13 protein-coding genes are annotated in these 13,444 nt (G+C 70.3%); 1 reads left to right on the forward strand and 12 read right to left on the reverse strand.

Going from position 1 to position 13,444, the window contains the following annotated elements; translation table 11 throughout:
* Nucleotides 1-14: 14 nt before the first annotated feature.
* Genes H2Q94_RS16345 through H2Q94_RS16390 form a run of 10 tightly spaced genes read right to left on the reverse strand, consistent with a single transcriptional unit; the run spans nucleotide 15 to nucleotide 9,976 of the window.
* Nucleotides 15-1,076, reverse strand: a complete 1,062-nt coding sequence (locus H2Q94_RS16345) for an MCE family protein (protein ID WP_243788007.1) — start codon at nucleotides 1,074-1,076, stop codon at nucleotides 15-17.
* Nucleotides 1,073-2,152 carry an MCE family protein gene (locus H2Q94_RS16350; protein ID WP_243788009.1) on the reverse strand — a complete coding sequence of 360 codons (1,080 nt, stop codon included), beginning with the start codon at nucleotides 2,150-2,152 and terminating at the stop codon, nucleotides 1,073-1,075. Before H2Q94_RS16350 ends, H2Q94_RS16345 begins: the two co-directional genes overlap by 4 nt.
* The gene (locus H2Q94_RS16355) at nucleotides 2,149-3,261 is read right to left on the reverse strand and encodes an MCE family protein (protein WP_243788010.1); all 1,113 of its coding nucleotides are present in this window, start codon (nucleotides 3,259-3,261) and stop codon (nucleotides 2,149-2,151) included. Before H2Q94_RS16355 ends, H2Q94_RS16350 begins: the two co-directional genes overlap by 4 nt.
* The gene (locus tag H2Q94_RS16360) at nucleotides 3,258-4,256 is read right to left on the reverse strand and encodes an MCE family protein (protein ID WP_243788012.1); all 999 of its coding nucleotides are present in this window, start codon (nucleotides 4,254-4,256) and stop codon (nucleotides 3,258-3,260) included. The genes H2Q94_RS16355 and H2Q94_RS16360 overlap by 4 nt, the downstream gene beginning before the upstream one ends.
* Nucleotides 4,253-5,278 carry an MCE family protein gene (locus tag H2Q94_RS16365; protein ID WP_243788013.1) on the reverse strand — a complete coding sequence of 342 codons (1,026 nt, stop codon included), beginning with the start codon at nucleotides 5,276-5,278 and terminating at the stop codon, nucleotides 4,253-4,255. The genes H2Q94_RS16360 and H2Q94_RS16365 overlap by 4 nt, the downstream gene beginning before the upstream one ends.
* Complete coding sequence (locus H2Q94_RS16370; protein ID WP_243788015.1) at nucleotides 5,275-6,453, reverse strand: MCE family protein; 1,179 nt, start codon at nucleotides 6,451-6,453, stop codon at nucleotides 5,275-5,277. Before H2Q94_RS16370 ends, H2Q94_RS16365 begins: the two co-directional genes overlap by 4 nt.
* Nucleotides 6,450-7,277 carry an MlaE family ABC transporter permease gene (locus H2Q94_RS16375; protein ID WP_243795749.1) on the reverse strand — a complete coding sequence of 276 codons (828 nt, stop codon included), beginning with the start codon at nucleotides 7,275-7,277 and terminating at the stop codon, nucleotides 6,450-6,452. Before H2Q94_RS16375 ends, H2Q94_RS16370 begins: the two co-directional genes overlap by 4 nt.
* Before the next feature lie 14 nt (nucleotides 7,278-7,291).
* On the reverse strand, nucleotides 7,292-8,101 hold the full coding sequence (locus tag H2Q94_RS16380) for an MlaE family ABC transporter permease (protein ID WP_243788016.1): 810 nt from the start codon (nucleotides 8,099-8,101) through the stop codon (nucleotides 7,292-7,294).
* Nucleotides 8,102-8,122: 21 nt separating this feature from the next.
* Entirely contained in the window at nucleotides 8,123-9,301 is a 1,179-nt protein-coding gene (locus H2Q94_RS16385; protein ID WP_243788017.1) for a DUF6801 domain-containing protein, read from the reverse strand.
* A 27-nt stretch (nucleotides 9,302-9,328) separates the two neighbouring features.
* Nucleotides 9,329-9,976 (reverse strand): DUF6801 domain-containing protein, encoded by a 648-nt coding sequence (locus H2Q94_RS16390; RefSeq protein ID WP_243788018.1) that lies wholly within the window; start codon nucleotides 9,974-9,976, stop codon nucleotides 9,329-9,331.
* Nucleotides 9,977-10,461: 485 nt separating this feature from the next.
* Here H2Q94_RS16390 and H2Q94_RS16395 point away from each other — a divergent pair, with 485 nt between their 5' ends.
* Nucleotides 10,462-10,986, forward strand: a complete 525-nt coding sequence (locus tag H2Q94_RS16395) for an ATP-binding protein (RefSeq protein ID WP_243788019.1) — start codon at nucleotides 10,462-10,464, stop codon at nucleotides 10,984-10,986.
* Between the two features lie 279 nt (nucleotides 10,987-11,265).
* Here H2Q94_RS16395 and H2Q94_RS16400 read toward each other — a convergent pair whose 3' ends face one another.
* Both H2Q94_RS16400 and H2Q94_RS16405 read right to left on the reverse strand, forming a co-directional pair.
* Nucleotides 11,266-12,117, reverse strand: coding sequence for an NAD(P)-dependent oxidoreductase (locus tag H2Q94_RS16400; RefSeq protein ID WP_243788020.1), 852 nt, complete (start codon nucleotides 12,115-12,117; stop codon nucleotides 11,266-11,268).
* Nucleotides 12,114-13,433, reverse strand: coding sequence for an NsdA family TPR-like regulatory protein (locus tag H2Q94_RS16405; RefSeq protein ID WP_243788021.1), 1,320 nt, complete (start codon nucleotides 13,431-13,433; stop codon nucleotides 12,114-12,116). Before H2Q94_RS16405 ends, H2Q94_RS16400 begins: the two co-directional genes overlap by 4 nt.
* Nucleotides 13,434-13,444 lie beyond the last annotated feature (11 nt).

A 13,444-nucleotide genomic window follows, 5' to 3' on the forward strand; every position in this document is an offset into this window, starting at 1 on the left:
CCCTCTCCGTCCGGTCAGCGCGGCAGCGTGCAGCCGGCCTGCTGGTTCCACGGCACCCCGGACTCGACGTCCAGCCCGCCGCGACGCGGTGTTCCGCCGTAGCCCTCGGTGCAGGGCAGCGGATCGAAGAACGTGTTCACCAACCCGAACCGGGCTCCACCGGGCTGGAAAACGGCCTCTCCCATCGCTGCCGCCTGCGGAGCGGCCACGAGCACCCGTTCCAGTTCGTCCTGGCGCTGCACGAGCACGGTCGCGGGCGTGACCAGGTTCGCGACCAGCACCCCGAGGTTCGGGTCGTTGTCCCGCAGCACCCCGCTGACCTGCCGGGCGGCGGCGGGCGCGGCCCGCAGCAGCCCGCGCAGGTCGCCGTCGGAGGCGCGCAGCTGCTCGGCGACCAGCCGGGTGTCGGCGGCGAACGAACGCAGGAAATCCGACTGCTCGTGCTGGGTCTCCAGCACCGTGCGACCGTCCCGGAGCAGCGTCGTGATCTCCGGCATCGTGTCGGCGGCGGCGCGGGCGAACGAGCCGGTCGTGTCCAGCAGCACTTGCAGGTCGGGACCCGTGTCGGCGAGCGCGGTGCCCAGTTCGTCCACCACCGTGCGCAGCGACTCCTCCGGGACGGACGTGGCGAAGCCGTCCAGGGAGGCCAGCAGCCGCTCGGTCGGCAACGGCGTCGCGGTCCGGTCCTGGCGGATCACCGACCCCTCGGCGAGGAACGGGCCGGACCGGGTGCGCGGCCGCAGGTCCACGTACTGCTCGCCGACCGCCGAGCGGTTCGCCACCACGACGTCGACGTCCCGGGGTATCGGCGGCGCGGAGTCGTCGATCCGCACCCGAGCCTCGATCCCGTCCCTGGTCAGGCGCAGCGGCCCGACCCGGCCCACTCCGACGCCTCGATAGGTGACCTCGGCGTTGGTGAACAGCCCGCCGGAGACCGCCAGCCGCACGGCGACCTCGTAACCGCGATCGGTGAACATCCGGTCCAGCCCGGCGTACCGGCCGCCGACGTAGGTCATGCCGAGCAGGGCGATCACCACGAACACGGTCAGCTGCGTCTTGATCCGGCGGCCGATCATCGCGGACCTGCCTGCGAACCGGGCGGCGGCGGGGCCGGGAAGTCCGGTTCGGCCTGTTGCGCCTGCCTGTTCAGCATGTCGATCGTCGCCGGGTCCAGGTCGACGGTGAGGTACGTGTTGAGGTAGTCGCCGCGCACCCCGTCCAGCACGGCGTCGGTGAACGGGTAGGTCAGCAGGATCTCCATCGCCTGCGGCAGATCCGCGCCCGAATCGGCGAGTTGCCGCAGCACCGGCCGCAGTGCGGTGAGGTCGGCCACGATGTCGTCCTGTCCACGGTGGACGGTGTCCACGGCGACCGCGGAGAGTTCGTCCATCGAGCGCAGCATGTTCACGAGTTCCTCCCGCTGTTCGGCCAGCACGCCGATGCCGGGGCCGAGGTCGTCGAGCACCCCCGCGATCTCCGCGTCGCGGGCGCGCGCGGTCGCGGCGAGCCGGTCCAGACCGTCGATGGCTCGAGTGATCTCGTCGCGGTGGCGATCCAGGTCGCCGCTGAAGCGCTCCAGCCGCCCCAGCAGTTCGTGCAGTTCCGCCTCGTTGCCCGACAGCGCCGAGTTCAGCTCCCGGCCGATGGTCTGCACCTGCCCGAGCCCGCCGCCGTTGAGCAGCATCGACAGCGCGCCGAACACCTCCTCGACTTCGGGACTTCGGTCGGTGGCGGCGGCCGGGATGAACGCGCCGTCGCGCAGCGACTCGCCGATCGGGCCGGTGGCGCCGTCGAGCTCGACGAACTTCTCCCCCAGCAGGCTCGATTGCCGGAGCCTGGCCTGCGCGTGCGCGGGCAGCCGCACGTCACCGCGGATCATCAGCGCCACTTCGGCGTGCCAGCCGTCGGCCGAGCCGGTGATGCCGCGAACGGTGCCGACCGGGACGTCGTTGACCTTCACCGCGGATTGCGGCACCAGGTCGAGGACGTCGGCGAATTCGACCGTCACCCGGTACGGCTCGGGGCCGAGCTCGGCGCCGCCGGGCAACGGCACCTCGGAGAGACCGCTGAACCCGCACCCCGCCAACGACGGGACCAGCAGTGACGCCGCGAGCAGCAGGATCGTGTTGCGGCGCGGTCGTTTCCCGCTCATCGGCTCGCCTCCGTGGCGTAGATCCCGCCGACGGCGGGCAGCGGCAGGGCGGGCAGTTCCGGGGAGGCGTCGCGCACCGGTTCCCATGCGGCGCCGGCCGCCCCGCAACCGCCTTCGGCGGCGGCGCACAACCGCCCTGCCGCCGAGGTGAGCTCGTTGAGGTTCGTGCGGGTGTCGAGCGTGCCGGTGTCCGGGTGGTAGGCGCCGAGCAGCCCGTCGAACGCGTCGGGCACGGTATCGAGGGTCTCCTCCAGCGCGGCGCGCTGATCGACGAGCACCTGGCTGACCGCCCGCAGATTGTCCACATTGGACTTCATCGCGCCGCGGTTGTCCTGGAGGAATCCCTGCACCAGCCCGAGTGCACCGGTGAGCTCGTGCAGCGCCGCACCGAGGTCGCCGCGTTCCGCCGCGAGCAGGCCGGCCACGTCGGCCAGCTGCCCGTTGATCCGCGTCACCTCGTCGTCGTTGGCCGCCAACATCGAGGTGAACTTCTGCAGCTCCCCCACCGTGGCGAACAGATCCTGCTCGGTCCCCGACAGCGTCTTGCCCGCTTCACCCAGGTCCCCGATCGTCTCGCGCAGCGCCGCACCGTTGCCGTCGAGCGCCGCCGCACCCGTGTCCAACAGGTCCGACACCGCGCCGCCGGAGTTCGCACCCGTCGGGCCGAGCGCGGTGAGCAGCTCGTCCAGGCCGGCGGCGAGCTGGTCGATCTCGGCGGGAGTCGCGGTGCGCTCCGGTGGGATGACCGCCCCACCGGACAACGCCGGGCCGCCCAGGTAGGCGGGCGTGAGCTGCACGTAGCGGTCGCTGACGATCGTCGGCGCCACCACCACGGCACCCGCGGCGGCGGGCACCCGCACCGAACCGTCCACCGCGAGCCGCACCCGCACCCGCTCACCTTCCGGCAGCACCTCCTCGACCGTGCCCACCGGGACGCCGAGCACCCGCACGTCCGAACCGGCGTACACCCCGACCGCCGAACCGAAGTAGGCCGTGACCCGGTACGTGCCCTCCCGCGTCAGCCACCACGTCCCGGTGGCCACGAACAGGACCAGAACGCACCCCGCGACCAGCAACCGGCGCGGCCGTCCTCGCGCGAACACGTTCATCGGTCGCCTCCTGACGGTGCGCAGTCCCTGGGTGCGCCGGCGTCCTCCGGGGCCACGATGAGCCCGCACACGTAGGTGTCGACCCAGCGGCCGTTGCCCAGCGCACCGGAGATCTGCCGGTAGAACGGTCCGGCCATGGACAGGCTGCGATCCAGCTGCCCCTGGTTGTCGCGCAGCACGGTGGTCACCCGCTCCAGTTGCTCCAATGCGGGCCGCAGCTGTTCGTTGTTGTCGCTCACCAGCCCGGACAGTTCTGCCGACAACGCCCGAGTGCCGTCGAGCAGCGCGCTGATCGCCTCGCGCCGCGCCCGGACCTCCTCCAGCAGCCGGTTCCCGTCGCCGAGCAGCGCTTCGAACTGCGCGTTGCGGTCCGCGAGGGTGCCGCTGACCATGCGGGTGTTCGAGACCAGTTCGGCGAGCTGGGCGTCCCGTTCGGACAGGGTCCGGGAAAGTCCGGACAGCCCGTCCAGCGCGCTGCGCACCACCGGGGACGAGTCCCGGAACGTGTCCGACAGGGTGCGGAAGCTCTCCGCCAGCCCCGCGGTGTCGAGCTCGCCGACGGTGTCGGTCAATCCTCGGAACGCGTCGTTGACGTCGTAGGGCGTCACCGTGCGCCGCACCGGGATCGGTTCGTCGCGCGGTTGCGGCCGTTGGCCACGGGGTTCGAGCTGGAGGTACTTGCGGCCCAGCAGGGTGCGGATCTTGATGGCGGCCCGGCTCTCGTCCCCGACGCGGATTCCCTTGACGTGGAAGGAGACCCGCACCCGCGCACCGTCCAGCGTCACCGCGGACACGTCGCCGACCTGGACACCTGAGACGAGCACGTCGTCCCCGGCGCGCAGCCCGGCGGCCTCGGCGAAGTGGGCCTGGTAGATCGGTCCCGCCCCGATGAACGGGAGGCGATCGGAGAACGCGGTTCCCAGGGCGAGCAGCACCGCGACGACCACGGCGGCGGTGGCGAGCTTCTTCGGGTCGCGTTCGCGAAACGGCTTCACCGCAGGCACCTCGATTCCGTCACGGGAAACCCGAGCTGTGGCGGCCCGTTGGGGGCCGGGGGCGCACCGGGGGTCGCGGCCGCGCACAGGTACAGGTTCAGCCACGACCCGTAGGAGGCGGTGCGGCCGATGGCCTCGTACTTCGCGGGAAGCCGGTCGAGGAACTCCTGGAACACCGGGGTGTTCGCGGCCAATGTCCCCGACAACCTGCCGAGTTCGGCGATGTCGCCCTTCAGCGGCTCCCTGCCCTGTTCCAGCAGTTCGGAGGTGCTGCCGGTGAGCTCGGCGAATCCGCTGATCGCGGAGCCGACGGTCTCCCGGTCGGCGGCCAGACCGGACACCAGCAGCTGAGTATTGGTGACCAATGTGGACAGTTTTTCGTCGCGGGCGTTGACGGTGCCCAGCACGGTGTTCAGGTTGTCCACGACGCGCCCGATCACTTCGTCCTTCGCCGCCAGCGAGGCGGTCAACGAACCCACGTGCGCCAGCAGGCTTCGGACCGTGCCGCCTTCGCCTTGCAGCACCTGCACGATCTCGTAGGACAGCCGGTTGACCTCATGCGGATCCAGCGCTTGGAACAGCGGCTTGAACCCGTTGAACAGGGCGGTCAGATCCACGGCGGGAGTGGTCCGGGCGAGCGGGATCATGCTCCCGGGACGGAGGGTTCCCGACGCCGGTTCCACACCCCGTTCGAGGGTGAGGTACCGCTGCCCCACCAAGTTCCGGTACTTGATCTTCGCTGTGGCGGAGGCGGGCAGCGTCCGCTCCCGCAGCACCGAGAACTCGACCTCCGCGACACCGTCCTCGGCCAGCCCGACGTGCTCGACCTGGCCGACGCGGACCCCGGCGACGCGCACCTCATCGCCGTCCCGCAACGAGGTCACATCCGTGAACCGCGCCGTGTACCGCGCGGTGTCACGGCTGTCCACATTGGCCATGGTGGTCGCGAGCACCGCGGTGGCCAGCACGGTGATCACCGTGAACAGCAGTCCCTTCAGCAGCGGCGGAGCCAGTCCCCTCATCGCAGCGACACCTCCGCTCCGCGGTACACCGGGCTCAGCAGCAGGCCGCCCCACTCCGGTGCCGATTCCGGTGGCACGCCCCGCGACAGCGCGGACAGCACTCCCGCGAACCGGCCTTCCTGCGGTGAGCCGACGCCGCCCTCCGCCGGGATCGGCGCCGAGCAGGAACCGAGCCCGCCGCCACCGCTGCCTCCCCGGACCGCGACGATGCCGAGCGAGACGTGCAGGCCCGGCTGCCCGGTGCCCGCCCCCAACGCCTCGTCCACGTCCGGCTTCAGCTCGGTGAGCCGCCGCAACAGGCACGGGTACTCCGGCGCGTGCCTGGCCAGCGACTCCAGCGTCGGCCGCGAATCGGCCGCCAGCCGGATCACGTCGTCCCCGTGCTCCCGCAGGAACCCGCCCAAGTCGTCCGAAGTCGCCGTGAGGTCGGCGATCAGTCCCTGCACGGCGACCCGCTGCTCGGCCACCGTCCGGCTCGTCACCGACAGATCCGACAGCGCGGCGGTCAGATCCGGCAGCACGTCGGCGTAGTCGTTCGACACCTCCGCCAGCGCGGTCAGGTCCGCCGTCAGGTTCGGCAACTCCGGCTCCACCCCGGCCAGGACCTCGTTCAGCGTGAGCAACGTCCGCCCCAGCTGCTCGCCCCGGCCGTCCAACGCCTGCGACACCGCGCTCAGCGTCGTCGCGAGCTTCTGCGGTTGCACCGCGCGCAAAGTCGGCAGCACGTCGGCGAGCACCCGCTCCAGCTCGATCGCCGAACCGGACCGGTCCTGCCCGATCCGGTCCCCCGCCGCCAGCACCGGTCCGAGCGGCTCGGCCGGCACCACCAGGCTCACGTAGCGCTCGCCGAACAAGGTCTTCGGCAGCAGCCGCGCCGTGACGTCACCGGGCAGCAGTTCGGCCTGCTCGGGCTCGATGGCCAAGTCGATCTCGGCCCCGTTGCCCGCGGTGCGGACAGCCCGAACCTCACCGACCTGCAAGCCGCGCACCTTGACCTCGGCGCCCTCGTCGAGCTGGTTGCCGACCCGGTCGGTCCGCAACGTCACCGCCACGACCGGGGTGAACGCCTTCGCGTACAGCGCCACGCTGGTGGCGAGGAACAACACCGCGCACGCCACGAACACCAGGCCCAGCAACTGGTTCCGCGCCCTGCGCAGCCGAGGACGGTGGCTCATCCCGCCACCTTCACCGTCGTCGTCGCGCCCCAGATGGCCAGGCTCAGGAAGAAGTCCAGCAGCGTCACGCCGACCAGCGCGGTCCGCACCGCGCCACCGACCGCGACCCCCACACCTGCCGGGCCGCCGGAGGCGCGGAAGCCGTAGTAGCAGTGCGTCAGCACCACGACGACGCTGAACAGCAGCACCTTCCCGAACGACCACAGCACGTCCTGCGGCGGCAGGAACAGCGCGAAGTAGTGGTCGTAGGTGCCTGCCGACTGGCCGAAGAAGTGCACCGTGATGGTGCGCGAAGCGAGGTACGAGGTGAGCAGCCCGATCACGTACAGCGGGATCACCGCGACGAACCCGGCGATCATCCGGCACGTCACCAGGTACGGGAGGCTGCGCACGCCCATCACCTCCAGCGCGTCGATCTCCTCGGAGATCCGCATCGCGCCGAGCTGCGCGGTGAACCCGGAGCCCACCGTCGCCGACAACGCCAGGCCCGCCACCAGTGGCGCGATCTCCCGGGTGTTGAAGTACGCCGAGATGAACCCGGACAGCGCCGAGGTGCCGATCTGGTCGAGCGCGGCGAAACCCTGCAATCCCACGACGGTGCCGGTGAACACCGACAGCCCGACCATCACGCCGATCGTGCCGCCGATCACCGCCAGCGCTCCGCTGCCGAAGGTCACCTCCGCGAGCAACCGCATGACCTCGCGGTGATAGCGCGTCAGCGCCTTCGGGATCAGCGCCAGCGACACCAGGTAGAAGGCGAACTGGTCGCCCAGCGACTCCAGCGCGTCGCCCGGTTTCGCCGCGCTCCTGCGCAGCCGCCACATGAGAGCCACCGGGCTCACCCGACCTTCGGCGGCACGAGCTGCAGGTACAGCACCGTGAGCACCGCGTTGACGAAGAACAACAGCAGGAACGTGATCACCACGGACTGGTTCACCGCGTCCCCGACCCCTTTCGGGCCGCCCGCCGGGTTCATGCCCCGGTACGCCGCGACCACTCCCGCGAGGAACCCGAAGATCACGGCTTTCAACTCGCTGATCCACAGGTCGGCCGGTTGCGCCAGCGCCACGAACCCCGCCAGGTACGAACCGGGGGTGCCGTTCTGCATGACCACGTTGAAGAAGTAGCCGCCCGCCACACCGACAACGCTGACGACGCCGTTGAGCAGCAGTCCCACCAACATCGCCGCCAGCACTCGCGGCACCACCAGCCGGTGGATCGGCGATACGCCCAGCACCCGCATCGCGTCCAGCTCCTCGCGGATGCTGCGCGCCCCCAGGTCGGCGCAGATCGCCGTGCCTGCGGCGCCCGCCACGATCAGCGCCGTCACCAGCGGGCTGCCCTGCTGCACGATGGCCAGCACGCTGGCCGCGCCGCTGAACGACTGCGCTCCGATCTGCTCGGTCAGCGAACCCAGCTGCAACGCGATGACCGCGCCGAACGGAATGGCCACCAGCACCGCGGGCACGATGGACACGCTGGCAACGAACCAGAACTGGCCGACGAACTCGCGGAACTGGAAAGGCCTGCGGAACACGGCGGCCACCACGTCCAGTGCGAGCGCCAGCAGTCCGCCCGCCTGCGCCCAAGCGCGTCCCAGCGGCGCCGGCTCGACCGGTGGCGGCACCACGGCGGCGTTCTCACTCATCACATCGTCCGTCCTGATCGGTCACAACCGGGCCTGCAAATAGACCTGGGCCGTGTTGTCCGGCCCGGACACCAATCCGGTGAACAGCGGATCGAGCGGTTCCTCCGCACCGCAGCCGCGGAATTCCGGAATGCTGAAAACGGCCGACAGGGTGCCGCCGACGAGAGGGTTGAAATTCGGATCCGAGACGAGGTGCAGCGACGCGGGCCGCGCCGTCCGGCAATCCGGTCCCGCGGCCAGCTCCACATCCCCCATCGTCACGTCTCGCAACCGGATGTCGATGTCGGCGGTGACCTCCACCTTGCCCAGCTCGATGGTCCCCACGACCGGGCCGACCGGCAGGAACTCGACCGTGGCCGTGGAGGGCACGAAGCTGAAGATCGTGAAGTAGCCCGGTACGGGCGGCAGCGTCAGCTCGCCGCTCAACTCGCCGGAGAGCACGTCGACGCTCGCCACCATCGTTCCCGGACCGAGCTTGATGTCCGAGTTCAACGCCCGCGCCCGGGACGCCCCGTTGACGTCGTAGGTGATCTGGATCGGCTCCGCGGGCAGCTGCGGTGGCGCCAGCGGGTCGGCCGGTTCGGCTTCCGGCGCCGGCTCCGGGGTGGCTTCCGGTGAGACCGGGAGGGAGAGGAGCTCCGTGGTCTCACCGGAAGCCGGTTCGCAACGCCACCGTTCACCGGGCCGCTCCGGATTGCCCGCGGCGAGGTCCAACCGCAGATCGCCCGCGGCGTAGCGGACCGGTCCCGAATCCGGCGGCGGGAGTTCCACGTGCCGCACCTCGGCGACCACCACGACCTCGCCCGCATCGGGGAGCGGGATGGGGTGAGCGGTCAACTCCGGTGCGGCCACGATCTCGCCGCCCGCTTCGGCGACCAGGTCGAGCGCGGCCGTCCCGGAGAGCTCGGTGGCGCCGTCCTCCCGCCAGGCCGATGCCGCCTCCGCGGGCACGGTGATCCGCAACGACACTTCCTCGACCGCGACCGGTTCTCCCGCTGAGGCCACATCGGGGAAACGCGCGTCGAACTCGGCCGTGATCGGACGCGCCGCACCGTCCGGTGCGGCGCAGTTGAAGCTCAGCTCCCGGTGCACGGGACCCGCTTCGGCGGTGAACGCGTGGACCAGGGTGAACAGCACGGCGCACGCACCACTGCCTGCCACCGCGCGAAACCGATCACGTCCGGTCCACACGTCACTCACCTCTCAGCTCGTCGCGGAACGTGCGGTTCAGCTCCGGTGCGCCACGGCGGCCTCGCTGACCGGCACGGTTCCCAGCACCACGTCCTGGCCGGCATCGACGGTGCAGGTCAGGTCGAAGGTGCCCAGCGCGGTGTCCGAGCCGTCGGCCTTCTTCGGGGTGAGCTTCGAGGTGAACGTCTCCGCGACCGCGACCGTCGCGTCACCTGCGGCGTCCGGCGTCACCGCGGGCACCGGACCGGCGGCCGTGACCACCAACGGGCCGGACTCGGGGATCGGGGTGCTGGGCACCGGCAGGTCCTGGAGCACAACGTCCTGCGCGGCTCCGGCTCCATCGGTGACCACGGCGGTCACCGTGGCGGTGCCTTCGACGGTGGCCGCGCCGAGCACGTCGAACCCGTTGACCGTCTCCTCCGGGACGCTCACCGCCGCGGAGAAGTCGGTGGCTTCGATCGGCTGGCCCACCGCCGCCGAGTCGGGCAGCGTCACCGCGATATCGGTGCTCACCTGGCCGTCACCGATGAGCGGGAACTGACACGTGTAGCTGAGGGTCTTGGTCACGGGAGCCGCGGCGGCCACGCTCGCACCGGCCGCGGCGGTCCCGACCGCCAGCACCATCCCGGCGACGACGGCGAACCCACGACGCCCGGCCAAGGCGAAATCGACGTTCTTCTTCAACGTTCCTCCAGTCTGCGCACAACGTTCCCGAATGCGCGGGAACCACTGCTCCTGATTTCATTTTCGAACCAGCAGAGAAAACGCACCACTGCACAAGGAAATACTGATGCCCAACTAATCCGGCATCGATCAGAACCTATCAATCCGCAATTTAAAGTTCTGCCTGCGGATTTCGCAGATTACCGATATGAAACTCCCCGCACAACGGCTGGCAACGAAAAATCCATACCGGCCGCCGAAACCGGACGATCCTTGTCAACTTGCTCATAACGACCGGCTCGTCGACGCGCACGGCGGAACAATCCGGGCGCCGGAGGGGCCGTCCCGGACGCATGGCGTGAACCGGATCGTGACTGTTGCACCGGCGGCCTGGCATGACACCCTCTGCGGCAACCCTGCTAAACACGGGAGTAGGTCAGGTTGGCAAGATACGGAGTCCGGGTGACGGCTGCGGCTCGCACCGGAGCACGACAGGAAGGAACCAGGTGAACGCCGACACCGCACAGGTCGACGACCTGCGACTCATCGCCCTGCCCACCGCGTTGAACTGCACTGACATCTTCGTGCGCTTCACCCTCAGCGAGTGGTCGCTGCGGCCGCTCGCGGACGAGGCCGCGCACACCACCGGCCGGATGGTGGACGCCGCGGTGCAGGCTTCCGACCCGAACTCGCCTGGGTTCCTCACGATCAGATTGCGATTGCGCGGCGATTGCCTGGTCATCGAGGTCGAGGACGAGACGACGGGTGGGGCTCCGGCTCAGTTGAAGGAATTACAAGGAATGCGCACCGGGCTCGAGCCGCTCGGCGGCCGAGGCAACCGCCGGTGGTGCGAACTGGCACTGCCTCCGGGCATGAGTGCCTCCGCGGTGCCGCTGCCGCGCCGCGAGAAGCGCCGCTCCCCCGCCGCCGAGGCGCTCGGCGACGAGCCGGACGAGTTGGACCCGCAGGTGATGCAGCGTCTGCTGTCCGGTTTGAACAACGCGGGCGGCGGACACCGCCAGCCTGACTGAGCACCGGTCCGGCGACCAATCTGAACAGGCCCACGCCTGGACCGCTACGGCGTCCAGGCGCTTCGGCCTGCCCGCCTTCGGCCCAGGCCTTGTGCGGACCAAAAGAGAACGGTCTGCCGCTGCCGGGTGTCAGCTCATGAAGGGGAATTTCCCCGCGCTCGCTCGGAATTCGACCGGTGGACGGTTTCCGCAGTAGTCCTGTTGCACTGTCGTATTCGGCCGATCGACGGACCTCGGCGACCGTTTCCGGACACTCCGAACGGCGGCCCGGATCCTCGGTCAGGGCGTGCGCAGTTGCGCGAGTACCGCGCCGGTCGGCAACTCCGCGAGATCACGATCGGCGTCCCACCGGGCCAGCACCGCGGAAGCCGCATCGGCCAGGTCCGTGGGCAGTCCCGCCGAGTCCAAGGTGCGGGCGATCTCCTGCATCTCAGGTCCCCAGCGCCAAGCTCGTGCGGCGACGCTGGGCAGGTAGTCGCGCTGGGACAGAATGCGACCGGACATCCGGTTCGCCTCGCCCAGCAGCGCATCAGTGACGTCGTGCTCGTCGGCCAGGGAGTGCGCCACCGCCGCCAGCACCCTGCTCGCCTTCTGGAACGACGCGAACGCCATCTTCAGCGCGCTCGCCCGCCCCACGATCTCGCTCAGCTCCACCGGTTCCAGGCTGGACTCGCCGAGCAGACCCGCGATCAATCCCGTGTGCTCGGTCTCGCCCGCCAGGTACAGCCGTGCGGTGTGCGAGGCATCGGGCGGTGGACCGATGATCGCCCCGTCGACGACGGTGATGCCCGTGTCCGTCAGCACCTCGGACAGGGTCGCCATCGTTTCCGGTGCGATCGCGTTGGCGTCCACATAAACGCCGCCGTATCCGATCTCCGCCACGGACCGAGCCACATCGAGCGCGGCCGCCGGTGGGCACACCGACAGCACCACTTCGCAGCGATCCAGCAGTTCGGGCAGCGCGCTCACTTCACGCAGTCCGGCTTGCTCGGCGCGGTGCCTGCTGTGTTCGCCGCGGCCCAGCGAACACCACAGCACGGTGTGGCCACGGCTGCGCAGCTGAGTCGCTACCGCCGTCCCCATCTGGCCCGGGTGCAGCAGTCCCACCGTCGAGGGCGCCACGCCCGTCATCTCGCGCCCTCAACAAGCTCGGCCTGCGGTGCGAACTCGCAGAACGAGACCACCTGTTCGCGGAGGTCCAGCGCCAAGGGGTTGCCGTGCAGGTGTGGTCGTTGCAGAACCTGGCCGATCTGGCGCAGCCGTCGCACGACGCTGTCCGTGCGACGCCGGCCGGTCGCCTCCAGCACCGCCCGCACCTGTTCGGCGGCGCCTTCCAGGTTGTCCTGGCCGAGCCGGGCGACCGCCAGATCCAGGCGGGCCAGGCTCATCTCGCCGATGCGGCGGCGTTCCGGCGGGTCCTCCTGGTAGAGCGCCACCGCCTCTTCCGCCGCTCGTTCGGCCTGCTGCAGGTTGGCGCGATCGCCGAGCCACAACCAGGCGGTGGCGCTGTAGAAGGTCTGCTTGGCCACCGGGAACGTCATCAGGCCGCCCGGTTGGTCCTCGCCGGCCACCTCGGCCCTCGCTCGATCCGCTCGCCGCAGCGAGTCCTCGGTGGCGCGCTGATCGCCGAGCCGCGCGTGCGCACGGGCTTCGATCGACGCGAGCCGCACCCGAGGGGTGCCGGTCTCCGGCTCGTAGCTCCAGCCCTGCGCGGCCAGCTCCACCGCGTCGCGGGGACGTTCGTCCCAGTAGGCGATGAGGCTCTGGGTGCCGCGAATCCACGAGCGAAGCGAGTTGTTGCCCGCCAATTCCGCGCACAGGAAGGCGGTGCGGGCCTGCGTCTCGGCCGCGGACAACCAACCGAGGTCGAAGGAGGCGTTGGCCAGCACACCGCAGACCACCCCGCCGACCAGGTACAGCTCTTGCGACTGCGCCGGATGCTGCCTGCCTTCCAACAAGTCGAAGACCCGGTCGCGGAGTTCGCGCAACTCCACGAACAACGGGTACACCGGACGATTCGGGTAGGTGGTGACGATCCGGCCCACATCCGCGCGGAACTGCTCCAGGCTGTGGGGACCGACGTTGCTCTGTTCGGCGAACTGCCCGAACCGGGCGGATTCGACGGCCGCCATGGCGACCTCGCTTTCGATCGAGATGTCCACGTCGTTCTGGTCGCGGGAACCGGACGGCCCGGGCCGCGTCGCGGCCGCACCGGGGTCACCACCGGCGTCCACCTGACGGGGCGGCCCGAACAGCTCCTCTGCCGATTCGCCGAACAGCCGCTCCAGCACGCGGCACATGGCCGGATGCGGGAGTCCGCCGAGCTGGCCGCCCAACCAACGGCTGACCTGCCGCGGCGAAACGACCGTGGATTCGCCGAGTTCACGAGCCGCAGCGTGGAAGTCCGCGCAGAACTCTTGGACGGTGCGGCGGTTCTGCCGCAACACCTGTTCCAGTC

Origin of the sequence: Saccharopolyspora gloriosae (assembly GCF_022828475.1) — a bacterium.
In the GTDB taxonomy this organism is placed as follows: Bacteria; Actinomycetota; Actinomycetes; order Mycobacteriales; family Pseudonocardiaceae; genus Saccharopolyspora_C; species Saccharopolyspora_C gloriosae_A.